This is a genomic window from Rhodococcus sp. NS-SX18 (genome assembly GCF_057367935.1).
The window spans coordinates 1,827,181-1,851,472 of record NZ_CM170633.1 but is presented as its reverse complement, the minus strand read 5'-3'; the positions used below and the strand labels follow the sequence as shown (position 1 = coordinate 1,851,472).

General features: G+C 70.5%; 20 protein-coding genes. 9 read left to right on the top strand and 11 right to left on the bottom strand.

What is annotated here, in order from left to right; translation table 11 throughout:
* Window positions 1–30: 30 nt before the first annotated feature.
* The 3 genes from AC2IPW_RS08665 to AC2IPW_RS08655 are packed head-to-tail and all read right to left on the bottom strand — an operon-like array spanning window position 31 to window position 2,546.
* Window positions 31–1,215, bottom strand: a complete 1,185-nt coding sequence (locus tag AC2IPW_RS08665; RefSeq protein WP_486376698.1) for an NAD(P)/FAD-dependent oxidoreductase — start codon at window positions 1,213–1,215, stop codon at window positions 31–33.
* Window positions 1,215–1,415, bottom strand: a complete 201-nt coding sequence (locus tag AC2IPW_RS08660) for a ferredoxin (RefSeq protein ID WP_003935163.1) — start codon at window positions 1,413–1,415, stop codon at window positions 1,215–1,217. The genes AC2IPW_RS08665 and AC2IPW_RS08660 overlap by 1 nt, the downstream gene beginning before the upstream one ends.
* 30 nt (window positions 1,416–1,445) lie before the next feature.
* Window positions 1,446–2,546 (bottom strand): aromatic ring-hydroxylating oxygenase subunit alpha, encoded by a 1,101-nt coding sequence (locus AC2IPW_RS08655; RefSeq protein ID WP_486376697.1) that lies wholly within the window; start codon window positions 2,544–2,546, stop codon window positions 1,446–1,448.
* A 296-nt stretch (window positions 2,547–2,842) separates the two neighbouring features.
* On the opposite strand from AC2IPW_RS08655, the gene AC2IPW_RS08650 reads away from it, so the two are divergent.
* Entirely contained in the window at window positions 2,843–3,217 is a 375-nt protein-coding gene (locus AC2IPW_RS08650) for a DMT family transporter (RefSeq protein WP_003935161.1), read from the top strand.
* On the top strand, window positions 3,214–3,540 hold the full coding sequence (locus tag AC2IPW_RS08645) for a DMT family transporter (RefSeq protein ID WP_003935160.1): 327 nt from the start codon (window positions 3,214–3,216) through the stop codon (window positions 3,538–3,540). The genes AC2IPW_RS08650 and AC2IPW_RS08645 overlap by 4 nt, the downstream gene beginning before the upstream one ends.
* Window positions 3,541–4,036: 496 nt before the next feature.
* Here AC2IPW_RS08645 and AC2IPW_RS08640 read toward each other — a convergent pair whose 3' ends face one another.
* Complete coding sequence (locus tag AC2IPW_RS08640; protein ID WP_486376696.1) at window positions 4,037–5,704, bottom strand: protein kinase domain-containing protein; 1,668 nt, start codon at window positions 5,702–5,704, stop codon at window positions 4,037–4,039.
* 147 nt (window positions 5,705–5,851) lie between these two features.
* Here AC2IPW_RS08640 and AC2IPW_RS08635 point away from each other — a divergent pair, with 147 nt between their 5' ends.
* Genes AC2IPW_RS08635 through malQ form a run of 3 tightly spaced genes read left to right on the top strand, consistent with a single transcriptional unit; the run spans window position 5,852 to window position 10,455 of the window.
* On the top strand, window positions 5,852–7,618 hold the full coding sequence (locus AC2IPW_RS08635) for a sensor histidine kinase (protein WP_486376695.1): 1,767 nt from the start codon (window positions 5,852–5,854) through the stop codon (window positions 7,616–7,618).
* Window positions 7,615–8,280, top strand: coding sequence for a response regulator (locus tag AC2IPW_RS08630; protein ID WP_003935157.1), 666 nt, complete (start codon window positions 7,615–7,617; stop codon window positions 8,278–8,280). The genes AC2IPW_RS08635 and AC2IPW_RS08630 overlap by 4 nt, the downstream gene beginning before the upstream one ends.
* Before the next feature lie 48 nt (window positions 8,281–8,328).
* Window positions 8,329–10,455 carry a 4-alpha-glucanotransferase gene (gene malQ / locus AC2IPW_RS08625; RefSeq protein WP_486376694.1) on the top strand — a complete coding sequence of 709 codons (2,127 nt, stop codon included), beginning with the start codon at window positions 8,329–8,331 and terminating at the stop codon, window positions 10,453–10,455.
* Window positions 10,456–10,498: 43 nt separating this feature from the next.
* Here malQ and AC2IPW_RS08620 read toward each other — a convergent pair whose 3' ends face one another.
* Together AC2IPW_RS08620 and AC2IPW_RS08615 are read right to left on the bottom strand one after the other, a co-directional pair.
* Complete coding sequence (locus AC2IPW_RS08620) at window positions 10,499–12,289, bottom strand: AMP-dependent synthetase/ligase (protein ID WP_450119989.1); 1,791 nt, start codon at window positions 12,287–12,289, stop codon at window positions 10,499–10,501.
* Complete coding sequence (locus AC2IPW_RS08615; RefSeq protein ID WP_003935154.1) at window positions 12,282–12,776, bottom strand: MarR family winged helix-turn-helix transcriptional regulator; 495 nt, start codon at window positions 12,774–12,776, stop codon at window positions 12,282–12,284. Before AC2IPW_RS08615 ends, AC2IPW_RS08620 begins: the two co-directional genes overlap by 8 nt.
* Before the next feature lie 211 nt (window positions 12,777–12,987).
* On the opposite strand from AC2IPW_RS08615, the gene AC2IPW_RS08610 reads away from it, so the two are divergent.
* Both AC2IPW_RS08610 and AC2IPW_RS08605 read left to right on the top strand, forming a co-directional pair.
* Window positions 12,988–14,262: a hypothetical protein gene (locus tag AC2IPW_RS08610; RefSeq protein WP_486376693.1), complete on the top strand. Its 1,275-nt coding sequence runs from the start codon at window positions 12,988–12,990 to the stop codon at window positions 14,260–14,262.
* 115 nt (window positions 14,263–14,377) lie between these two features.
* Complete coding sequence (locus tag AC2IPW_RS08605; RefSeq protein WP_486376692.1) at window positions 14,378–15,934, top strand: long-chain-fatty-acid--CoA ligase; 1,557 nt, start codon at window positions 14,378–14,380, stop codon at window positions 15,932–15,934.
* A gap of 63 nt (window positions 15,935–15,997) precedes the next feature.
* On the opposite strand, the gene AC2IPW_RS08600 is transcribed toward AC2IPW_RS08605, so the two are convergent.
* Both AC2IPW_RS08600 and AC2IPW_RS08595 read right to left on the bottom strand, forming a co-directional pair.
* Window positions 15,998–17,182, bottom strand: a complete 1,185-nt coding sequence (locus tag AC2IPW_RS08600) for a thiolase family protein (protein ID WP_486376691.1) — start codon at window positions 17,180–17,182, stop codon at window positions 15,998–16,000.
* A 114-nt stretch (window positions 17,183–17,296) separates the two neighbouring features.
* Complete coding sequence (locus AC2IPW_RS08595) at window positions 17,297–18,148, bottom strand: hypothetical protein (protein ID WP_289381220.1); 852 nt, start codon at window positions 18,146–18,148, stop codon at window positions 17,297–17,299.
* A gap of 372 nt (window positions 18,149–18,520) precedes the next feature.
* Here AC2IPW_RS08595 and AC2IPW_RS08590 point away from each other — a divergent pair, with 372 nt between their 5' ends.
* Window positions 18,521–18,817 carry a chorismate mutase gene (locus AC2IPW_RS08590; RefSeq protein WP_003935148.1) on the top strand — a complete coding sequence of 99 codons (297 nt, stop codon included), beginning with the start codon at window positions 18,521–18,523 and terminating at the stop codon, window positions 18,815–18,817.
* Window positions 18,818–18,902: 85 nt separating this feature from the next.
* Here the strand turns inward: AC2IPW_RS08590 and AC2IPW_RS08585 are convergent, their stop codons facing one another.
* The 3 genes from AC2IPW_RS08585 to AC2IPW_RS08575 all read right to left on the bottom strand — a co-directional run bounded on the left by AC2IPW_RS08585 (window position 18,903) and on the right by AC2IPW_RS08575 (window position 22,054).
* A complete protein-coding gene (locus AC2IPW_RS08585; RefSeq protein ID WP_289381223.1) occupies window positions 18,903–19,370 on the bottom strand; it encodes a hypothetical protein in 468 nt (155 codons plus the stop codon).
* 89 nt (window positions 19,371–19,459) lie between these two features.
* Window positions 19,460–20,884: an aldehyde dehydrogenase family protein gene (locus AC2IPW_RS08580; RefSeq protein ID WP_486376690.1), complete on the bottom strand. Its 1,425-nt coding sequence runs from the start codon at window positions 20,882–20,884 to the stop codon at window positions 19,460–19,462.
* A gap of 96 nt (window positions 20,885–20,980) precedes the next feature.
* Window positions 20,981–22,054, bottom strand: a complete 1,074-nt coding sequence (locus AC2IPW_RS08575) for an alpha/beta hydrolase (protein WP_486376689.1) — start codon at window positions 22,052–22,054, stop codon at window positions 20,981–20,983.
* 149 nt (window positions 22,055–22,203) lie between these two features.
* On the opposite strand from AC2IPW_RS08575, the gene AC2IPW_RS08570 reads away from it, so the two are divergent.
* The gene (locus AC2IPW_RS08570; protein ID WP_486376688.1) at window positions 22,204–24,291 is read left to right on the top strand and encodes an elongation factor G-like protein EF-G2; all 2,088 of its coding nucleotides are present in this window, start codon (window positions 22,204–22,206) and stop codon (window positions 24,289–24,291) included.
* The last annotated feature ends 1 nt before the right edge of the window (window position 24,292 follow it).

The window sequence follows — 24,292 nt, the reverse complement described above, 5'->3', positions numbered from 1 at the left end:
TGTCCTCCCAAGTAGCGGGTGCAGTCGTCCTCAGACGCGGGCGAGGTCCCACGCGGGAATAGCGGTGACGGGGGTACGTTCAGCGACCCACCTGCGGCATTTGAGCATCAGCGACGCCTGGTCGACGACGCATGCGCCGACCAGGAGGCCGTCGCGGGCATACAGGGCGACGAGATCGGACACGTCGTGCCCGAGCACGCGCACGGCGTCGTAGCCGGTGGTGGTGCCGATGAGGTTGATGCGTCGGCCGAACTGATCGGACCAGACGTAGGGGGCCGAGGTGAGAGTGCGGCTGTCGTCACCGAGAAGGTTGTGGGCGACCAACGTGGCCTGTTCGGCGGCGGAGGTCCAGTGCTCGTGGCGATGCGCGACACCGACGGTATCCCGCCATGAGCAGACGTCGCCGGCGGCCCAGAGATGTTCCCCTGCGCGCCCGGTCGGGTCACAGACGATGCCGGCAGAGGTGATCTCCAGGCCGGCGCCGTCCAGCCACTCGGTGTTCGGTACTGCTCCTACACCCAAGAGCACCAGGTCACAGTCGACATCTTCCCCGTTGTCGAGACGTACGCTTTCGACGCTCCCGGTGCCGCCCAGGGCAGTCACAGAACGTCCACACAGCAGGCGAATGCCGTGATTCCGCGCGAGATCTGCGACCGCGGGGGCCGTTTCGACCCCGAGGCTACGAACGAGCGGGGTGTCGGCGACCTCGACCACAGTGACGTCCTTGCCCAGCGCACGGGCCGAGGACGCGACCTCGAGTCCGATGAACCCACCGCCGATGACCACCAGGTGCGCAGCAGCGGTGAGCGCCGCGCGGAAGGCCTCGGCATCGTCGAGGGTGCGGAGAGTGCATACTCCTCGCGGAGCCTGGGGGAACGGATTCCGAGCACGCGCGCCAGTGGCGACGACGAGCTCGTCGTACTCGAGTGTCCCCTCGGTGGTCTGCAGGGTTCTTCGCTGGGGATCGAGATGAACGGCACGTTCGCCGAGGCGGAGATCGATGTCGTGGTCGGCGAACCACGCTCGTTCGTGGAAGACAACGGCGTCCGGATCGAGGCTGCCGGTAAGAAGCTCCTTCGACAGCGGGGGGCGGTCGTAGGGCAGGTGTTGTTCGGCGCCGATGAGCGAGAGGCGGCCATCGAATCCGCGGCTTCTGAGGTTCTCGGCCACCCGTACCCCGGCCAGGGAAGCGCCGACGACGAGAACGTGCCGCATCAGGCGCCGCCTTCCAGCTTCAGGGCTGCGGCGGGACAGGAGCGCACGGCGTCCTCGACCTCGGCGCGCGTGCCGTCACCGACTTGGGCCTGCAAGAGGGCTACCTTGCCGTCGTCGGCGAGGTCGAACACGTCGGGCGAAGCTACGACGCAGTTGGCGTATCCCTGGCACTTGTGCCGGTCCACGGAGATGATGGCCATGGTCTGGCTCCTTCGCTGCGGTGGGGTCGATCACGAGGACAAGGTCTGGACGGTGGCCTTCATGAAGCTCTGCAGCGGGCTCTCACTGTCGAGGAGGAGGCGACCGGCACGGACCTTGCCGGAGTTGTAGCCCAGTTGCTGGATGTCGGTGGCGCGCTTGTCCTCGACGAGGGTTTGATCCCACATCTCGAGCCACTCCTTGACCAGGGCCGGGTCGGCTCCGGGCTTGGCGTACATGTCGACGAAGGCCCAGCACTTCTCCGGGCCGACCGGCTGCACACTGCCGACGAACCCGACGTAGTCGTCGAGTGCGAAGAACGACGAAGGGAAGGTGAACGCAAAGCGGAACCCCTTGTGCGCGGCCGGATCAGCATCTCCGGGCAGCCACTTGAGCGGGCCGGTGTGCCAGATGGTGCTTTCGTCGGAGTCGACGGCGTAGTCGTCGGGACTGGTGTGGTAGGTCCTGCCGAAGCTCGCCTTGTGCAGAGTCGGGCAGTGGTAGCACTCGACGGCGTTCTCCGCCCACAGTTTCCAATTGCATTCCATGTCGTACTCGTAGCGAACCTGGAATTCGTACCGGCGCAGATCGGCGTTCAGCTCGTCGGTGCGCTCTCGGATTCCAGCGGTCACCGACGCCAACGATGCGGCGTTCGGATCCGGATTGACGAAGACCCACTGGTCCCACCGTTCGACCGACACCGGCTCCAGCGAGATCGTCGAGCAGTCGAAGTTCGGCTCGCGCTGCGAACGCGGTGCGGTCTTGAGCTTGCCGTCCAGGCCGTAGGTCCAGCCGTGATAGGGGCACTGCAGCAACGGCTTGTTGCCGTTTTCCTCGGCGATCGCGTGCAGGCGGTGCCGGCACACGTTCACAAACCCGCGCAGCTCACCGTCGCGACCGTGCGTGACAATGATGGGAATCGACCCGGCACGGGTCACCGCGTAGTCGCCTGGCTTGGCCACCGCGGACTCATGGCAGGCGTACTGCCACGACCTGGAGAAGATCTTTTCCTGCTCGAGCGCATGGATCTCCGGCGCGAAATAGTACGGCGCCGGCAAGGTCTCCCCCGCCTCGAGCGCCTCGAGGATCTCACCGTTCGAGGGCAATCCGTACCGCGCTCGAATGTCACTCATCTGAATCACGTGATCTGCACATCCTTCGTCACAGTCCGCCGAGTCTGTAACCCGGCTCACAACCAACTTGCGAAGAATACTGCGGCCGCAACTACGCAAAGTCAAGTACATACCCCAAATCTCTTACGCATTGCGTGACAACACTGAGAGATGGTCACGCTGGGCTTGCGAAGCCTCGGCGCCGCGGCGAGGGCGCCGGGACGACCGTCCCGGCCGCACCGGAGCCACATCGGCCGCACGACGAACGTGGACGGGTCGCGGCGCGGCGGCCGCAACGTCCGGGGTAGGTTTCGCCCATGAAGTGGTTGCTGCTCATAGGGGCCATCGCCACCGAAGTCACCGCAACGCTTAGCCTTCGGGCCGCAGCGGACCACCCCGCGTGGTATCTGGTCGTGACACTCGGGTATGGAGTCTCCTTCCTATTCCTCGCCCGCGTGCTCACCCACATGCCGGTAGGGGTGGCATACGGAATCTGGGGCGCCAGCGGAATCACCCTCACCGCGGTACTGGCCGCCGCGCTGTTCGACGAGAAACTCACCGCTGTCATGGCTGTCGGAATCGCTCTGGTGATCGTCGGCGTCCTCGTCGTCGAACTGGGATCCCACCGCCCTGACGAGGCCGGTGCCGACTCCCCCACTCACACCGACAACGACCGGGCGCCACTGCTATGACCTGGGCACTCCTGATCTTTGCCATCGTGTTGGAAGTGACTGGCACACTTTGCCTGAGAGCATCGGACGGATTACGTCACCGACGATGGATCGTCCCGATCGCGCTGAGCTACCTGGCGGCATTCACCCTCATCGCACTCGTCCTCGGTCGGGGGATGCCGGTAGGAATCGTCTACGGCATTTGGGTCGCCGGGGGCGTCGTCCTTACCGCCGTCCTGGGCCGCATGCTCTTTCAGGACCCCTTGACACCGAAGATGAACGTCGGCATTGCATTGATAGCCACCGGCGTTCTCCTGATCGAACTAGGGACGCTCGAGGCATAGGGCGGACGCATGCCGAACCGGATCCGGTTCCACGACCAGGCGTGGCTCGTCGAATGCAGCACTGGATGCCGGCGACAGCTTCGTCGAATCCTGGATTCGACCGGCGCCGGCCGGGACCTCGACACCGCCGCTGGACTCGGCCTGGAACTCGCCGACCGCCAACATCGACGATTGGCTCGAGACCGACTATCGGACAATGAATCCCGTCGTGAGCGTGGTCCGTCGATCCGTCCGGCACTGCAAGACAGCCGCCGTGGCGGGATTGCCCCGGCGGTGGATGCACCCCTGCACGAACTCACTGTGCACTCGGCCGGGGACAGCGCCCCGACAATCCCGGTACCCGGCGGTGAAGCGCCAGGTGCCGTAGCCAACGCAAAGGCAGAACGATCCGCACAACGTGCGCGACTCGGCCTCACTTTCCTGACGCTTCGCCAGTACACCCAGGACAGCGTGCCGCGAACGGGCGGCGCGCGCCCGACATGGCGTCCGGGACGGCTCAGGGCGTGGTCGCCTCGAGGTGCTTCAGCACGGCCAGGACGCGCCGGTGGTCTTCGGGTTCGGGGTGCAGCCCCAGCTTGAGGAAGATCGCCCTGACGTGCGCCTCGACGGTGCGTTCCCCGAGGAACAGGGCCGCCCCGATCGCCCGGTTCGAGCGGCCCTCGGCCATGAGAGCGAGGACCTCGCGTTCGCGGGTGGACAGCGTGTCGATGGGACGGCTGTCGCGGTGCGGCCGGGTCACCAGTCGGCTCACCACGCTGGGGTCGATGGCCGAACCGCCCTCGGCGACCCGGTGCAGGGTGTCGACGAACTCGTCGATGTCGGCGACCCGATCCTTGAGCAGATAGCCCAGGCCGGCGGCCCCGTCGGCGATCAGGTTCATGACGTGGTCGGTTTCCACGTACTGCGACAGCAGGACCACCGCGGTGCCGGGGTGGTCGGCACGGATGGTCGCGGCGGCGACAATTCCCTCGGTCGTATGGGTCGGGGGCATCCGGATGTCGACGACGGCGATGTCGGGACGTTCGTCGGCGACGAGAGCGAGCAGGGCGGCAGCGTCACCGGCCTCGCCTACGACGTCGATTCCCTCGTCGCTCAGTAGCCGGGAGATGCCCTCGCGCAGGAGCACGGAGTCGTCGGCGAGCACCACCCGCAGCGGTGCCGCGCTGTCGCCGCGCCGTGCGGCGCGCCGCGGTGCGGCGACCCGGGTCGGTTCCGCGGCGGCGTCCACCGCCACCGTGCGGGCCAGGGTGTCGTCACCCGCCGCGGCGGGAACCGGGGCGGGGGCGGTGGTCGTGGTCTCTCCGGTGAGGGCAGCGCGGGCGGCGGCGGTGAGTTCCCGGCAGGTCCCGTAGCGGTCGTTGCGGTCCTTGGCGAGGGCGCGCGCGACGACGGCGTCGAACGCTTTCGGCAGGTCGGGCCGGGCCTCGCTCGGCCGGGGTATCGGGCTGCGGACGTGTCCGTGCCACAGCTTGGGCAGGGTGTCGCCGGAGTACGGGGGCCGGCCGGTGAGCAGGTGGTAGAGCGTGCAGCCGAGCGAGTAGATGTCGGTGCGGCGGTCGAGCGCGACGGTGGTGTCGAACTGCTCGGGTGCGGCGTTCTGCAGACTGCCGACGAACGTCCCCGTGCGGGTGAGCCCGCTCGCCTCGTCGAGGGCTTTGGCGATGCCGAAGTCGGTGAGCAGGACCCGTTCGGGCTCGCCCGGACCGGCAGGCTCGGCCAGCAGAATGTTCGTCGGCTTCACATCCCGGTGCAGCACCCCGGCCTGGTGGGCGTAGTCGAGGGCCTTGCCGATCTCGCAGACGATGTGCACTGCCCGCTCGGGCGGGACGGGGCCCTGCCGGAGCAGCGCGGCGGCGTTGGTGCCGGGGACGTACTGCATCGCGATCCAGAGCCGGCCGTCCTCGCAGCCGCGGTCGTAGACCTGGACGATGTTGGCGTGCTCGAGCCGCGCGGCGTGGTCGGCCTCGAGTTCGAAGCGGGCCCTGACACTGTCGTCGGCGGTCAGGACCGGATGGAGCAGTTTGAGGGCCACCTTGCGCGGCAGGTGCGGGTGCTGCGCCAGGTAGATCGACCCCATGCCGCCCGCGCCGAGCAGCCGCTCGATGGTGTACCCGGCAAACACCGAACCCGGCCCGGGAGCCCCGTTTCCGCTCACCGCCACCACCTCCCGAAGCGGCCCGTCTCCTCTATTCAACCCCTCGGGGATCGTCGGCGGAACCGAGGCGGAATCACGGATGGTCCAACAGTGCCAGCACGGTGGTCGGCCGGGGCCCGGAGCGGGATGCTGAGAGCGAGGATCGGAGGCCTCGTCGTGAGTCGTCGAACATTGCCGGCGGTCGTCGCCGTGACCACCCTGCTGGTTGTCGGGGTGGTGCTGGTGTCGGTCGATTGGCCGGGAGGTCCGCCCGCGGGACCGGTGGAGCTGGTGGCGTTCCTCGCGGTCGGTGTCGCCTTCGTCGCGGCGGGCATCGTCGCGTGGCAGAGCCGACCGGACGACAACACGGGACGGCTGATGGTGCTGGCCGGGGTGTTGTGGCTGGTGAAGGGCGGCGCCGCGGCCCGCAATCCGGTGGTCTTCACCCTCGGGGCGGCGCTGACGGTGATGTACTTGCCGGTGTTGATCCACATACTGCTGGGCTTTCCGACGGGGCGACTGACCCGGCGGTGGGAACGGTGGTTCGTGGGTGGCTGCTATGTGTTCTTCCTGGTCTCGGTGCTGCTCGACCTGATGTTCTACAACCCGTCCGTGATGATCGGCACCGAATGGTTCACCGCGCCCAACCTCCTGCTGGTCCGGGACGACCCGGCGATCTTCCGGGTCCTGCAGCTGGTGTTCGGTGCGGTGGCCGCCGGCGTCAGTGTGGTCGTGATCGGTGTGCTGCTGGCCCGGTGGCGGGCGGGATCTCCGGCGTATCGGGCCGCGTTCGCGCCCCTGTGGGTCGCCGGGATTCTCGGGTTCGCCACGGTCATCGGAACAGGACTGATCACCGCGCAGTCGTCGGGTATGGGGAACGTGGGGACGGCCTACGTGGGCTACCTGGCGACGGCGCTGTTCCCGATCGCGGTGCTGGTGGGGTTGTGGCGCTACCGGGTCGCCCGCGGGGCGGTCAGCGACGTGATGATCGAGGTCGGTGCGGCCCCGCTCGGGGAGGAGTTCGTCCACGCGCTGCGCAAGGCACTGCGCGACCCCGGTCTGGTCCTGTGGTCGTGGTCGCCGCAGTCGAACCAGTACCTCGACGCGCACGGGGACCCGCAGCGACTGCCGGGCGGCGACGACCCCCGCGCGGCGACCGTCCTGGAACGCGACGGCGTCCCGGTCGGGGCGCTCGTGTACGACCGGTCGCTGCGGCATCAGCCGCAACTGCTCGCGGCGGTGCGCAGTGCGGCCACCCTCGCGCTGGACAACCAGCGGCTCCAGTCCGAGTTGCAGGCTCAGCTCGCCGAGGTCCGCAGGTCCCGGGAGCGGATCGTCGCCGCTGGGGACGCGCAGCGGCGACGGCTCGAACGCAACCTGCACGACGGTGCGCAGCAACGCCTGGTCGCTGCGACGATCCTGTTGCGACGTGCGCAGCGGACGTCCCAGCCGGAACGCAAGCAGGAGTTGCTCACCGAGGGCACGGCCGAACTGGACTCGGCGCTGGTGGAGCTGCGGGAACTGGCCCGGGGCGTCTACCCGCCGGTGCTGCAGGAACACGGTCTCGCCGCCGCGCTGACCGCCCTGGCCGAGCGCGCTCCGCTGCCGGTGGAGATCGTCGACACCCTGACCGGGCGGGCTCCCGCCTCGGTCGAACTCGCCGCCTACTTCATCGCCGCGGAAGCGGTTGCCAACGCCACCAAGCACTCCGGCGCCACCCATATCGGGATCGACCTCCGCCGGGACGGCGACATGCTGCGGATGGTCGTCACCGACGACGGGTGCGGCGGTGCGACGTTGACCGCCGGCGGCGGCTTGAGCGGGCTGAGCGACCGGGCCGCGGCTCTCGGTGGGGTGCTCGATGTGCACAGTCCCACGGGGGGCGGCACGACCCTGACGCTGTCCCTTCCCCTCACCGCCGGGACATCCGAGGAGCCGTCATGAACCTGCGGGTGGTGCTCGCCGACGACTCCGCGGTGCTCCGCGAGGGCATCGCCGGTCTGCTGCGCGACGAGGGAATCGAGGTGGTCGGCCAGGCCGCGGACGGGCAGGGTCTGCTGCAACTGGTCGGAGAGCACCACCCGGACCTCGCCGTCGTCGACATCCGGATGCCGCCTACCCACACCACGGAGGGGATCGACGCCGCCCTCACCGTTCGGCGGTGTTTCCCGGGTACCGCCGTGCTGCTGCTGTCCCAGTACGTGGAAACCGAGAACGTCATGAACGTCTTCGCCGGCGGGACCGCCGGTCTGGGATATCTGCTCAAGGACCGCCTCACCGACATCGACGGGTTCCTCGGCTCGCTGCACCGCGTCGCGGCGGGCGGAACGGCACTCGATCCCGACGTGGCCGGCCGGTTGATCTCGCGGCCGCACCGCGACCGGGTGGCCCTCGACGACCTGTCCTCCCGGGAGCGGGAGGTCCTGACCCTCATGGTCGAAGGCTGTTCGAACCGGATGATCGGAGCCGCCCTGTCCCTCGGGGAACGCTCCGTCGACGTGCTCGTGCGCGCCGTCTTCGACAAGCTCGGCCTGCCACCCGAACCCGACGACCACCAGCGTGTCCGGGCCGTGCTCGCCTACCTCGGCCCCACGGTCCGCAGCTGATCCCGCCAGGTCTGCCGGGACGTCCGCGACCTGGCATGATCGGGTGTCGTGACATCGACGGTGAAGCTGCGGGAACTGGCCGAGCAATTCGGGATCGCCACCACGTACGTGGGGTGGGATCAGCAGGACCACTACGCGAGCGACGACACGCTGCGCCGGGTCCTGGTTTCCCTGGGGGTGCCCGCCGGCACCGAGGCGGAGATCGACGCCGCCCTACTGGATGTGCCGAATCGGCCGTGGCGGCGGATGCTGCCGCCCGTGCTGGTGGTCGTGCAGGGCGAGGAGCACACCTTCCCCGTGCACGTGGCCCACGGTGATCCCGTGCAGGTGCAGGTGCGCACCGAGGACGGCGACGTCGTCGAGGTCGCGCAGCGGGACGTGTGGGTCGATCCCCGGGAGGTCGACGGCCGGCTCGTCGGCCGCGCGACGTTCGCCGTCCCGGACCTTCCGCTCGGGTGGCACACCCTGCACGCCCGCAGCAAAGACGCCGAGGCCGAAGCCACCCTGGTGGTGACGCCCGCCCGGCTCGCCACCGCCGACCGGCTCCTCGAGCGACGCCGCCGGGGCCTGGCCACGCAGTTGTACTCGGTGCGGTCGAAGCGGTCGTGGGGCGTCGGCGACTTCGCGGACCTCGCGGACCTCGCGGCGATCACCGCCTCCGTGCACGGGGGCGACTTCGTGCTCGTCAATCCTGTCCACGCGGGCGAACCGGAGCCGCCGCTCGAGCCGTCGCCGTACCTGCCGAGTTCACGGCGGTTCGTGCACCCGATCTACTTGCGCGTGGAGAACATCCGGGAGGCGGCGTTCCTGCCGCGCAAGCACCGCAAGACGCTCGAGGCGTACACCGGGAAGTTCGCCAAGTCGAACCGCAAGGACAAGCGCATCGACCGCGACACCGCGTACCGGGCCAAGCTGGAGGTGCTCGGGCAGGTGTTCCGGGTGCCGCGCAGCCCGGCGCGGCAGGCGCAGTTCGACGCGTTCCGTGCCGCCGGTGGCGACGCACTGGCCGACTTCGCGTTGTGGTGCGCCCTCAGCGAGAAGTTCGGTACGCGCAGCACCCGGTGGCAGACGTCGGCGGCCACCCCGGACGAGCCGTACGTCACGCGGCAGCGGACCAAGCTGGCCGAGCGCATCGAGTTCCACTGCTGGTTGCAGTGGCTGTGCGACGAGCAGCTCGCCGAGGCACAGGCGACGGCGCGCGCGGCCGGCATGGACATCGGGATCGTACACGACCTGGCGGTGGGTGTCCGACCCGACGGTGCGGATGCCTGGACGCTCGGCGACGCGCTGATCCGCGATATGACCGTCGGGGCGCCGCCGGACGACTTCAACCGGCAGGGCCAGGACTGGACCCAGCCGCCCTGGCATCCGGTCCGGCTCGCCGAGCTCGGCTACCGCCCCTACCGCGACGTGGTGCGCACCGCGCTGCGCCACGCGGGGGGTCTGCGCGTGGACCACATCCTGGGCCTGTTCCGCACCTGGTGGATTCCCGAGGGCTGCACGCCCGATCAGGGCACGTACGTCAAGTACGACCACGACGCCTTCATCGGGATCCTGGCGCTCGAGGCGCACCGGGCAGGCGCCGTGCTGATCGGTGAGGACCTCGGCGTGTTCGAGAGCTGGGTGCAGGAGTACCTGTCGCGCCGCGGCATCGCCGGGACGTCGATCCTGTGGTTCGAGCGCGACGGCGACGATCCGCGGCCACCGGAGAGCTACCGCAGGCTGTGCCTGACGTCGGTCACCACGCACGACCTGCCGCCGACGGCGGGTTTCCTTGCCGGAGAACACATCACACTGCGCTCCGAGCTGGGTCTGCTGGAGCGGGACCTGGAGACCGAGGCCGCCGATGCGGCCGCCGAACGCGACGCCGTGCTGGCGGTGCTGCGCGAGCGCGGGCTGCTCGACGCCGATGCCGACGAGCAGCGCACCGTCGAGGCACTGCACCGGTTCGTCGCCGCGAGCCCGTCGGCGCTGATCGGGGTGTCGCTGGCCGACGCCGTCGGGGAGCGACGCAGCCAGAATCAGCCGGGCACGTCCGACGAGTACCCCAACTGGCGGATCCCGCTGGCCGACGAGAACGGCCGGACCGTGCTCCTCGAGGACCTGCCCGGCAACGAGCGGTTCGCGGCCCTGCTCGACGCGGCGGCCCCGGAGCCGTCCGCAGACAAGGCCTGAACGCTTCGGGCCGGCTGCCGGGGACCCGGCAGCCGGCCGCGCGTCACTTCGCGTACATGCTCTCGATGTCGGCGGCGAAACGCTCGGTCACGACGTTGCGCTTGATCTTCAGCGTCGGCGTCAGCTCACCGGTCTCCTCGGTGAGGTCCCGGTCGAGGACGACGAACTTCTTGATGGCCTCGGCGTGCGAGACCATCGAGTTGGCGTCGTCGACGATGGACTGCAGCGCATCGTGCAGGGCCGGGTCGCGGCGCAGGTCGGCGATGGTGGCCGTGGGGGGCTTGCCGTTCTCGGCCTTCCAGTTGTCGAGCACCTCGGGGTCGACGGTGAGCAGCGCGGTGATGTAGCTGCGTCCGTCGCCGACGACCACGGCCTGCGAGACGAGGGTGTGCGAGCGCATCCGGTCCTCGAGCGGACCCGGGGAGACGTTCTTGCCGCCGGCGGTGATGATGAGGTCCTTCTTGCGGCCGGTGATACGCACATAGCCGTCGTCGTCGATCTCGCCGAGATCGCCGGTGCGGAACCAGCCGTCGTGGAAGGCCTCGGCGGTGGCCTTCTCGTTGCGCCAGTAGCCCTGGAACACGACCCCGCCGCGCAGCTCGATCTCGCCGTCGTCGGCGATGCGGGTGCTGTTGCCGCCCATCGGTTGTCCGACGGTGCCGATCTTCTGGGCACCGGGGACGTTCACGCTGTGCGCGGCGGTGCTCTCGGTCAGGCCGTAGCCCTCGTAGATCGGGACGCCGACGCCGCGGAAGAAGTGGCCGAGGCGGGGGCTCAGGGCGCCGCCACCGGAGATCGCGAACCAGCATTCGCCGCCCATCGCCTGCCGCAGCTTGGCGTAGACGAGCTTGTCGGCCATGTTGCGCTTGGCCTTGAGGGCGAACGACGGGCCGCCGTGGTCGAGCGACTCGCTGTAGGCGATGGCGGTCTCCTCCGCGAACGCAAAGATCGCCGCGTTGAATCGGCCGCCGGCCGCGGCCTTGCGGGCCGCGGCGTCGCGCACCTTCTCGAAGACGCGCGGCACGCCGAGGATCGTGTTGGGGGCGTACCGCTCGAACTGGGCGGAGATGGTGCCGAAGTCCGACCAGTGTGCCTGCGCCGCACCGCCTTCGAAGACGGCCAGCGACACGGCCCGGGCCAGCACGTGCGCGAGCGGCAGGAAGGTCAGGACCCGGCTGCCCGGCTTGGCGACCTCACCGATCGAGGCGGTGAGGATGCCGCGGACCTCGCTGTAGAAGTTGCGATGGGTGAGCATGCAGCCCTTGGGCCGGCCGGTGGTACCCGAGGTGTACACGAGCGAGGCGAGGTCGTCGGCGCGGATGCCGTCGAGGCGGGCCCGCAGGGTCGCGTCGTCGACGGCGGCGCCCTCGGCGATCAGCGTGTCGACCGCACCCCCGTCGATCCGCAGGGTGCGGCGCAGCGTGGCCGGCATGTCGACGAACAGCGCTTCGTGGCGCGCGGTCTCGACGACGGCGATGCCGGCCTCGGAATCCTGCAGGATCCAGCGGATCTGCTCGGTGGACGAGGAGTCGTAGATCGGCACGGTGGCGGCACCGGCGGCCCAGATGGCGTAGTCGAACAACGCCCACTCGTAGCGGGTGGCCGAGAGCAGGGCGACCCGGTCGCCGGGCTGCACGCCCGCCGCGATGAGACCCTTGGCGACCCCCGAGACCTGCTCGGCGAACTGCCGTGCGGTCACGGCGACCCAGTCCTCGCCCTCGGGGCGGGAGTACATCACGCGGTGCGGCGTCTTCTCCGCGTGCGTGAAGACCGTGCGGACGACCGATTCGTCGTCGCCGACGGTGAACTGGGCGGGGGTGGTGTACTCACGCACGAGCGTCTCCCTCGTTGTGGTCGGGGCGGGCAGTGGACCGGTGTTCCACTCCCTGGCGGAATCGGCGCAGCATGTCGACGAACCGATCGATGTCGTCCCGGTCCCAGCCGGTCAGCGCCGCGCGGATCTCGTCGTGGCGCCCGGCGACGGTGCGGGCGAGGATCTCGCGGCCCCGGTCGGTGAGCCGGAGGGGATGGCCGAGCCGGGTGGGTCCGGCCTCGGCCTGGACCCAGCCGGCGTCGATGCAGCTGCGCAGCTGACGGGAGACGGTCGACCGATTCACGCTGAACGCATCCGAGATGTCGGTGGCTCGGCAGCCCGGGTTGCGGTCGATGAATCCGAGCATCGAATGCTGCGCGAGGGACAGCACGTCGTCATGGGCGCGCTCCCCCGCTGTGAGATGGCGAACCAGGTACACGAACTCGTCGTAGACCTCGGATACACCGGTCGCTGCGGACTGCGCCGCAACCTCCCGTTTGTGTTGCACAACGCAACTGTAAGCCCTGTGCCGCTCGACACCCCAATCGCCTCTACCCGCGGCGCCGCACAGACGACTCGACGACCGGATCCCGCACTACGTCGCCGGCGCCGTCGACGAGCCGCACCGTCCACCGCGAATCCGCCCGAACCGCCGGTGCGGCCAGCCCGAGTCGGGTACAGATGATGCGACAGGACTCTCCCTCGCCCGAGGAGTTCCCATGGCCGTACGCGCCCCTTCGACGGCCGGACGCGGCCGTCGCGTGACCACCGTGCTCGTCGGCCTGCTCGCGGCAGCGCACGCCCTGGCGACGCCGGCGACCTCCGCGGCACAGCAACCCGTCGGGTCGTGCGCGTGGCAGTTCCGGTCCGATTCGACCGTGCTGGACGTCGCGTTCCCCGACGGCAATGCGACCTACTGGGTGCTGCCGTACGCGCTGGCCCCGGGCGACAGCATCGAACTGCACGGCACCTACCCGGCGGCCCGGTACTTCTCGCTCAACACCTACGGAACGAACTTCGACACCGTCGACACCCTGCGCGACGCGCAGATCGCACCCGACCCCGGCAGCGGCAACCCGTTCGCGGACGCGGCCGCCGAGGCCCTGCCCCCATCGGCCCGGCGCTGGAGTGCGACCGTCGTCACCGGGCCGGCCGACCACGCCCGCAACGAGATCGCCGCGCTCCCCACCGGATCCCCCACCGCACCGGCCGGATTCCTCATCATCCGGGTCTACGTGCCCGACGATCCGGCCTCCGCGACCGGCGGGGTTCCCCTCCCGGACGTGACCCTGCACCAGGGTGGACGCGCCACGCCGGTACCCACGTGCACCTCCGACTTCGACCCGGCCGACTACGGCAGCGGACCGGTCGAGCGCGCCGCCGAGGCGGCCGTCGACCGCATCGTCGAGGGCGCCGCATCGGGCGCCTTCCCCGGGGACAATCCCGAGGCCACCTTCGTCAGTCCCGCCACCACCTCCGGGCTGTTCCCCAACGGCGACAACAAGTACATCGGCGCCGTCCTGACCTACCAGCCGGGCCGGATCGTCGTCGTGCGCGGCCAAGCCCCCACGTTCCCCGACACCCGCGCCGGCGAACCGGTCACCGCACCGGGCCGTCAGGTGCGGTACTGGTCGATGTGCCAGAACGACCAGGTCACCCCGTACCCGGTCGTCGCGTGCGCGGCCGACTTCGAGACGGCCGTCGACACGCAGGGCTGGTTCACCTACGTCGTCGCCGCGCCCGAGGACGTGCCCGCCCGCGCCACGGCCGACCCGACGGTGACGGTCCTGCCGTGGGGCTCGACCCAGGTCCCGAAGAAGACCCTGCTCTACCGGAACATGCTGCCGTCCGACGCGTTCCTGCCCCAGTCGGTGCAGGCCGCGCAGGGCGGCGACCCGGCCGCCACGATGGGGCCCTACTACCCGCGGGCGGCCTACTGCGAGAGTTCCACCTTCGAGACCGGCGGCGTCGAGGCCTGCCTGCCCGGACAGTGAGGGTTCGGCGGCCGCCGCGGCGATACGCCCGATTCCGAGACGCCGCGCCACCCCGGCAATAGCCTGTGTGACACCCGCCACAGGGCGGGCCGCTGTTCTTCCAGGAGGCCCCCGTATGTCCGTCCCCGCTCCGTCCGTCATCCTCGACCGCGTCGCGCACTGGGCGCAGACCAAGCCGGACGAGGTCGCGGTGCAGTACCTCGACCGCACCCACACCTGGGCGCAGTGGCACGAGCGACTGCTCCACCTCGCCGGTGCTCTCGCCGCCGAGGGCATCGGGCCGGGTGACACCGTCGCGTTCGTCGACAAGAACAACCTCGCCTGCCTCGAGGTCACCTACGCCGCCTCCGCGCTCGGCGCGGCCAACGCGATCCCGAACTTCCGGCTCGCCGGCGACGAACTCGACTACGTGATCAACGACTCGCAGGCCCGAATCCTGTTCGTGGGAGCGGAATTCGCGCAAGAGATCGAGTCGCTGCGGCCGCGGCTGTCCGCGGTGGAGAAGATCGTCGTCGTCGGCGGGGAGAACGACGAGTTCGAGTCGTGGCTCGCGGCGGCCGCGCCGGCGACCCTGCCCGAGATCGCGGCGGAGACGACCGCGCTGCTGCTCTACAGCTCCGGCACCACCGGCCGGCCCAAGGGCGTCCAGCTGACGCACCGCAACCTGTTCGCGCACTCCGAGGACGTGCTCGCGGTGCTGCCGTTCACCGATGGCGACTGCCTTCTCGTGGCGATGCCGCTGTTCCATGTGGGCGGCACCTGCTACGCGATCATGGGTATCCACGACGGCCGCCGCTGCGTGTTCACCCGCGAGGCGGACGCGCCCTCCCTGTTCGGGGGTCTCGCGGCGGGAGCGAACATCGCGTTCCTGGTGCCGCCGGTGATCGCGGCCGTCCTCGCCGCCGGCGAGCAGGCGATCGGCGCCTTCGCCCGGCTCAAGCGCATCACCTACGGTGCCGCGCCGATGCCGCTGCCGCTGCTGCGCGGCGCGCTTGCCGCGTGGCCGGAGACCGAGTTCGTCCAGGTGTACGGCATGACCGAACTCGCCGGGGTGATCACCGCGCTGCTGCCGGACGTGCACCGCGAACCGGCGCAGGAGCGGCGGATGGCGTCGGCGGGCACCCCGATCCCCGGGGTGGAGATGCGCGTCGTCGATCCGGCTACGCTCGAGGACGTGGCACCGGGCGGGATCGGCGAATTGTGGTGGCGCTCGGCGCAGACCACACCCGGCTACTGGAACCGACCCGACGCGACGGCCGAAACGATCACTCCCGACGGGTGGTTGCGCAGCGGCGACATGGGCCGGGCCGACGACGGCGGGTTCGTGTTCATCGAGGACCGCCTCAAGGACATGATCATCACCGGCGGTGAGAACGTGTACTGCCCGGAGGTCGAGCGGGTCCTCGTGGAGCATCCGGCCGTGGCCGAGGTCGCGGTCATCGGCGTCCCGGACGAGAAGTGGGGCGAGACGGTCAAGGCGGTGGTGGTGCTCGCCCCGGACCAGAAGGCCGACGAGCAGGAACTCGTCGACTACACCCGCCGGCACCTCGCGCACTTCAAGTGCCCGTCGAGCATCGACATCGTCGACATGCTTCCGCGCAACCCCACCGGCAAGATCCTCAAGCGCTCCCTGCGCGCCTCGTACTGGGCCGGGCACGACCGCAATCTGTGAGCGGTGTGTCCTTTGGGCTGCCGGGGCAGCCCAAAGGACACACCGGCCGCGGAGCGGCCCGGATCAGCGGATGCGGCGGATCAGGGCGGCGAGCGCCTGGCCGCCGCCGATGCACATGGTGACGATGCCGAGCTCGAGGTCGCGGCGCACCAGGTCCTTGGCCACCCGCAGGGTCAGGATGCCGCCGGTCGCGCCGACGGGGTGGCCGAGGGCGATCGCCCCGCCGTACGGGTTGGTGCGGGCCGGGTCGAGCTTGGCGTCGCGGAGCACCGCGACGGCCTGCGAGGCGAACGCCTCGTTGAGCTCGACGGTGTCGATGTCGGCCGGGGTGGTGCCGGTCTGCTCGAACAGCTTCTGCAGGGCGAGCACCGGCGCGTAGCCCATCAGCTCCGGTTCGAGCGCGGCGGTGGCGACGGACTCGAGCACCGCGAGCCCACCCAGGCCCCGCTCGGCCGCGACGGATTCGCGGGCGAGCACGACGACGCCGGCGCCGTCGTTGATGCCGGAGGCGTTGCCGGCGGTGACGGTGCCGTCCTTGACGAAGGCCGGGCGCAGCTTCGCCAGGGTCTCGACGGTGGTGTCGGGCTTGGGATGCTCGTCGGTGGTCACCACGGTGGGCTTGCGGCCGCCGATCTCGACGGGGGTGATCTCCTCGGCGAACGCGGCGCGGGCGGCGTCGGTGGCGGCGCGGCGCTGCGACTCGGCGGCGAACTCGTCCTGCGCGGCGCGGTCGATGCCGTACTCGCGGGCGACGTTCTCGGCGGTGACGCCCATGTGGATGCCGTGGAACGGGTCGGTGAGCATGCCGACGGTGCCGTCGACGAGGGTGCGGTCGCCGAGCTTGTAGCCGGAGCGGGCGCCGAAGTCGTAGAACGGCATGCGGGACATGTTCTCGTCGCCGCCGGCCAGGGCCAGATCGACCCCGCCCCAGCGCATCTGCATCGCCGCCGACCAGATCGCCTGCAGGCCCGAGCCGCACAGCCGGTTGACGGTGTACGCGGGGGTCGCCACCGGCAGTCCGGCGGCGAGGGCGACGCGGCGGGCGTTGTAGGCGTCGGGGCCGACCTGCCCGATGCAGCCCATGACGACCTCGTCGATGTCCCCGGGTGCGACCCCGGCACGCTCGAGGGCCGCCTTGGCGGCGATCGCGCCGAGTTCGTGGGCCGGCACGTCCTTGAACGCGCCGCCGAAGCTACCGACCGGGGTGCGCGCACCGTCGACGATGACGATCCGTTCCGCAGTGCTCATCTCACGTCCCATCTCTCGCAGGAACGGCACCGAGTGCCATATCTTGCTGTCGACGATACCGGAGTAGTGAGCCGCAACACAGTCGGGCGGCACTGGGGCGCAAGACGGGCAGTGTCAGGCGGGGTCGTCGAGGTCGTGCCGATGTACGCGCTCGGTCGCCGCGGCCGACCCGAGTTCCGTACGGGCCTGCGGATTGTTCGCGTAGAACTCGAGCACCCGGTACAGCAGCACCGGGTCGCAGTCGAACTTGCGGGAATCGATCTCGATCACCGCTTCGGGGGGCAATCGCTCCAGGCGGAACAGCCGGCTGGTCCGTCGTCGCGCCCACGCCGCGGCCGGCGTGCCCAGCACCCAGATCTCGGGGAAGCCGTGATGGACGGCGTGCACCCCCGCCACCGACACCCACGGCAGATACGACTCGATCGTCCAGCCGCGTTGCCGGATCCCGTCCGGTGTCAGCAGCAGCGCCCCGCGGCGGATCCCGCCGCGCAGCACCTCCACGACGAACGCCGCGCACGGCAGCCCGAAAGCCGTGAGGAGCACACTCACCCACGGAACGCCGTGGTCGAACAGCACGATCTCGACGGCAGCGCCGAGCGAGAGCAACGCCGCGCTCGTCGTCATGGCGCCCATCAGATGGAAGACCGGGCCGGACGCGCGGATCTCGGTGGCCCCGCGGCCCCGCGCCTCGACGAGACGAATCTCCGGGTCACCACGACGCGGCCGCCAGAACACGTATCCGAAGAGCGCGGTGAGAGCCATCAGGCCGGAGAGGATGAGGAAGAACCGGGTCACCGGCCAGGCTCCCGCGTGACCGGCATCCCAAGCCCGCCAGAGAGAGACGAGGATCACGAAGCCCGCCAAGGTTATCGCGGCCGCGACCCGGGTATTGACCTTGGCAGGCGGCCACTCCTCCGGGCGGATCAGCGGCGCGGAGGCGGACTCGTCTTCATCGGTGCCGTGCACGAAACACCCGTCCCACTGCGTTCCCCTTCCGGAAGCGCCGGGACCCCACCGCCCCGACCGGTTGCCGGTAGGTGGGGAACGCTACCGCAGGGACCACCGATCGTGGCGTACGACACGCACCGCGATCGCGGTCGCCCGCCGAAGGGACCTTCGACCCTACGTCCGGTGGCCGAATCCGGGCCCGCAGCCGGGGGTGTGACCATTGCCACATACGCCACAGGACGGACATAAAGCCCAGTTCAAGAGGTGTTCATCTCGTGGCCGTCGAGCCCGGGCGGCGGGACACGAAAATCTTGTCTACGGATGAGTAACACTGGCCCCGACGGGAACGACACAATCATCGACGATCCAGACGAGACCGGAGGAATCTGCATGACTGTCCAGCTTGATTCGCCTGGCTTCGAGTCCGCCCGCGAGGTGGTTTCGACCCAGGAAGACCTCGGTCGACTGTTCGACGAGATCGGGGAGCTCGATGCGCAGATTCTCGAGGCGATCGAGCGCCGGAGCGAGCTGTCGCGCCGGGCGGGCATCGCTGCGAAGGAGTCCGGGAACGCTCGGCAGGCGCAGAACCTCGAGATGGGGGTCCTCGACCGTTTCGCCGAACTCGGCGCCGACGGCAAGACCCTGGCGATGACGCTGCTCCGGCTCGGACGCACCCGCCTGTCCTAGGCCCCACGACTTCACGCGGCCCCCGCACCGATCGGTGCGGGGGCCGCGTCGTCGTAGCTGCCGGCACACCGGCGCCCGGAACACCTCAGCGACGCGCGTGCAGGACACCCTCCCGCACCGAGGCCGCGCGCGGCGCCTCGAGCTCGAACTCGGCGAGCGCGCGGCCGGCGACGGCGGCGATGCCCGCCGGCGGCAGCTCCTCGAACTCGCCGAGCACGAGGGCGATCTGCTCGACCGGCGGCAACGTCGAGAACAGCACGGCGTCGTCACCGCAACCCTCCGCACGCCGGGGTGCCCGGCTCTCGGCGTGCAACAGGTACACGAACCACGACACGACGTACGCGCACAGTTCCGGACCGATCGGGCCGCGCCAGGTCGCGACCGCCCGTGCCAGCGCCCGGTCCAGGACCGGAGCCGCCCGCTCGGAGCCGCCGGACAGCAGCCGCGCGCACGCGGCAAGGTCCGGGAGCCGGCCTTCGAGTACCTCGCGCAGACCACGACCACTCGGGTCGCCTGTGGACCCGCCACTGGGGTCCGGCGGCATGATGTACATCGTCCGCTCCCTCCGCGCATTCCCGGTCCGGGGAAACCGATGCCGTCTTTCCGTCTATCGTTCGGTGGCGCCCGAACGTGACGGGCCGGTCACCGCAGCAGTGCCTTCACCTCCAGGAACTCTTCGAGGCCGAAGACGCCCGCCTCGCGGCCGACACCGGAGTGCTTGTAGCCGCCGAACGGTGCGTCGGTGTTGAAGGCGCCGCCGTTGATGTAGACCTGCCCGGTGCGCATCTGCCGAGCGACCCGCTCGGCCCGGGCGCGGTCGGCGGACCAGACGCCGCCGGAGAGCCCGTAGTCGCTGTCGTTGGCGATGCGCACGGCGTCGTCCTCGTCGCGGTACCCGATGATCGACAGCACCGGCCCGAAGATCTCCTCGCGCGCGATCGTCATGTCCTCGGTCACGTTCGCGAACACGGTCGGTCCGACGAAGTAGCCGGTGCCGAGGCCGGTTTCGCGGCCGTCGAGGACCAGTTCGGCGCCCTCCTCGATGCCCTTGTCGATGTAGGACCGCACCCGCTTGAACTGGTTGGCGTTGACCAGCGGGCCGAGACGGGTGCCGGCCGCGGTCGGATCCCCGACGGTGTAAGCGCGCGCGACCTGTTCGGCGAGGGCCGCCACCTCGTTCATCCGCTCGGCCGGGACGAGCATGCGGGTCAGTGCCGAGCAGGTCTGCCCGGAGTTCAGGAAGCACTGGGCGACACCGTCGGTGACGGCCCGGGTCAGGTCGGCGTCGTCGAGGATGACGTTGGCGGACTTGCCGCCGAGTTCGAGGGCGACCTTCTTCACCGTCTCCGCGGCGACCACGGCGACGCGCTTGCCCGCGCGGGTGGAGCCGGTGAACGACACCATGTCCACGTCGGGGTGCGCGGCGATGGCCTCGCCGACGACGGGCCCGTAGCCGCTGACGAGGTTGAACACGCCGGGCGGCAGTCCGGCCTCGTCGCAGAGGTCGACGAGCGCGTAGGTGATCAGGGGCGCGACCTCGGTCGGCTTGAGCACGACGGTGCAGCCGCCCGCGAGGGCCGCGAAGACCTTCAGGACCACCTGGTGCAGCGGGTAGTTCCACGGGGTGATGGCGCCGACGACGCCGATGGGTTCGCGGACGATCAGGGCGTTGCCCACCTCGCCGGCGTCGAAGTCGTAGGTCGCGGCGAGTTCGGCGTAGCGGGTGATGTTCTTCAGCGGCATGCCGATCTGGACCGGCTTGGCCAGGGACACCGGCATGCCCATGTCGCGGGAGACCAGTTCGGCGAGTTCGTCGATGCGCTCGGCCATGAGGGCCGCGACCTTGCCGAGGTGGGCGCCTCGTTCGGCGCCGCTGAGTGCCGACCACGCCGGGAACGCCGCCCGCGCGGCGCGGACGGCCCGGTCGACGTCCTGCGCCGTGCCTTCGGCGACGACGGCGATGACGTCCTCGGTGGCCGGGGCGATCACGTCGATCCGGCCGGTGCCGTCGGAGTCCACCCATTCGCCGCCGATGTAGATCTTCGTGCGATCGAGCACGTTGTTCATGTGTCGGTCCTTCTCCCCTGAGTGATGTGCTTCACAGGCAGCGTACGACGCGTGCCCGACGCACCGCGGGAAGCCGGCCCGGCCCGCCGCGCCGCGTCAGGGCTGGGTCTCGAGGGCGCGCTGGAGGGTCGGCCACGCCTTGGGCAGCTGGTCGCGCCAGTAGCCCCACGCGTGCACCCCGACGGGTTCGTAGGTGACGGTGACGGGGATCTTCAGAGCCCCGAGACGCTCCTCGAGCCGCTGGGTGCACATCCGCGAGCCGGCCTCGAGGATGCCGCCGAGGACGAGGGTGCGCGCGAGGTCCGGGGTGTCGGGTGTCTCGTGGGGTCCCGGCACGCCGGTCGCGGCGGACATGTACAGCTCCTTGCCGGCGAGGTTCTCGGCGTGCGCGACGGTGTCGTGCTCGGCCCACTCCCGGCTGCCGGGCGGCCCCCACATGTTCACGGCGTCGCCGCCCTGCGACGAGGTGCTGGTCTGCACGACGGCGCTGCCGAGCAGGTCGCCCGTCGAGTAGCAGCCGCTGAACGCGGCGACGCCCCGGTACAGCTCGGGGTGCCGGTGGGCGAGCATCATGGCCGCCTGCCCGCCCATCGAGTTCCCGGCGATCGCGTTGACCCCGTTGCTGTTCAGCCGCGCGGCGAGCAGCGGCGGAAGTTCCTGGGTGAGGAAGGTTTCCCACTTGTTGAGCCCGAGCTTGGGATCGGACTGCAGCCAGTCGCTGTAGAGGCTGCCGCGACCACCGTTGGGCATGACGACGTTGACGTTCTTGTCGGCGAAGAAGGCGGGGGCGCCGCCGATGTTCATCCAGCCGCTCGTGTGGTTGCGGGCGCTGACCCCGTCGAGCAGGAACAGGGTGGGCCGCGGGACGGAGTTGTCGGCGGGGAGCAGGATCTCGACGCCCACGTCGCGACGCAGCGCGGGGCTTGCGACCGTCAGCCGCACCGCGCGTTCGGCGATCGGGGTCTCCCCCACGATGGCGGCGGTCTCGATCTCGCGCAGCTCGGGCAGCGGGCCGGGGTCCTCCTGGAAGGCGGCCGGCACCGAGGAGCCGGAGTTCGACCCGGTGTCGGGTGCCGCGACGGCGGCTCCCGCTCCCAGCACGGTGACGGCGGCGAGCGCCGTCCCGGTCGTGAGCAGGCGGACGAGTGCCGGGCGCCGGGCAACCACCACGAGGACCTCCCTAAACCTCAAGTTCAGGTTGAGAGTAGCGGACGAGTCGTCCCCGTGGTGTCTTTCCCGGACCGTCGGCGTGCCCGAAAGACGCCACGGCGGCGGAGGCGCCTCCTACACTTGGGCACAGGCCACGGGAGGAGTCGCCGATGCCCGACCGCTCTGCCGCACGCACCGAACGGGCGCCCGCCGTCGAGCGCCCCGCACAGCTCCGCAACGTCGTCCTCGTCGGCTGCAGCGGGGTCGGCAAGACCACCCTCGCCGAATCCCTGGCGCTGGCCGCGGGCGCCGTGGGCCGGGCCGGCCGGACCGCCGACGGCACCACCGTCTCCGACTACGAGGCCATCGAACAGCAGCACCGCCGTTCGGTGCAGCTGGCCGTGCTGCCGCTCGAGTGGAACGGGGTGAAGATCAACATCCTCGACACCCCCGGGCACCCGGACTTCGACGCCGAGGTCCGCGCGGGCCTGCACGCCGCCGACGCGGCCGTATTCGTGGTCTCCGCAACCGATCCCATCTCCGCCGCCACCCGCACCCTGTGGCGCGAGTGCGCCGAGACCGCGATCCCCCGCGCCATCGTCGTCTCCAAGCTCGACGTCGCCCGCACCGGCTTCGACGACATGCTCACCGCGTGCCACGACGCGTTCGACCTCGGCCCGGACACCCTGCGCCCGGTCTACGTGCCGGTCTTCGACGGCGGCCGCCCCTGCGGCTCGATCGATCTGCTCACCGGCCGCGGCTACGGCAATCCCGCCGCCGTCCCGGACACCGGCGCCGCACGCGAGAGCCTCGTCGAGGCCATCTCCGGCCAGGACGACACCCTCATGGAGCGATACCTCGCGGGCGAAACCCTCGACACCGAATCCCTCGACGAGGGGCTGCGGCACGAGATCGTCGACTGCGCACTGCATCCCGCGCTCGCCACCACCGACTACGGGGTGGGCGCCGCCGAGCTGCTCGACCTCGTCGCGATGGCCTTCCCCGACCCCACCCACCGTCGCCCGCCCGCGCCCGCCGCGGACCCCGAGGCACCGCTGGCGGCGCAGGTGATCCGCGTCGCCGGGGACGCCTACGTCGGGCGCATCAGCCTCGTGCGGGTGTACTCCGGAACCCTGCGGCCCGACACGACGATCCGGCTGGCCGGTTCCGCCGGCGACGACACCACCGAACGCGTCGCGACCCTCACCAGCCCGTTCGGCCGGCAACAGCGCCCGGTACCCGAGGCCGTCGCCGGGGATCTCGTGTGCATCGCCAAGCTCCTCACCGCCCAGCCGGGCGACACCCTCTCCGAGGCGGGGGCGTCGACTCTGCTGGACCGCTGGCCGCTACCCGAGCCGCTGCTGCCGGTGGCCGTCGAGGCCCACACCCGCAGCGACGACGACAAGCTCTCCCAGGCCCTCGCCCGGCTGACCGCCGAGGACCCCGCCCTGCGCCTCGAACAGAACCCCGACACCCACCAGCTGGTGCTGTGGTGCACGGGCGAGGCCCACGCCGAGGTCGTCCTCGACCGGCTGCGCACCCGCCACGGCGTGCACGTCGACGCCGTCCCGTACCGGGTGGCGCTGCGCGAGACGTTCGCCGCCCCGGCCAAGGGCCACGGCCGGCTCGTCAAACAGTCCGGCGGTCACGGCCAGTACGCGGTGTGCGACGTCGAGGTCGAACCGTTGCCGCTCGGCGGCGGCATCGAATTCGCCGAACGCGTCGTCGGCGGCGCCGTGCCCAGGCAGTTCTTCCCGTCCGTGGAGAAGGGCGTGCGGGCGCAGGCCGCCAAGGGGGTGGCCACCGGAAACCCGCTCATCGACGTCCGCGTCACCCTCGTCGACGGCAAGGCGCACTCGGTGGACTCCTCCGACGCCGCGTTCCAGACCGCGGCCGGGCTGGCCCTGCGTGACGCCGCCACGCACACCGAGGTCACGCTGCTCGAACCCGTCGCCGCGGTGCGGGTGATCCTGCCCGAGGAGTACCTCGGCGCCGTCCTCGGCGACCTGTCCGCTCGGCGCGGCCGGGTCCTGGGCACCGAGAGCGCCGAGCCGGGCCGCACCCTGCTGCGCGCGGAGGTCCCCGAACTCGAACTCGCCCGCTATCCGGTGGATCTGCGGTCGCTCACGCAGGGCACCGCGGAGTTCTCCCGGATGCATCTGCGCTACGAGCCCATGCCGGCCGCGGCGGCGGCGCAGTTCACCGGCGCGCAGCACGAGTCCACGTCGAACGGCAAGTCCCGCAACGGAAACCGTTGAC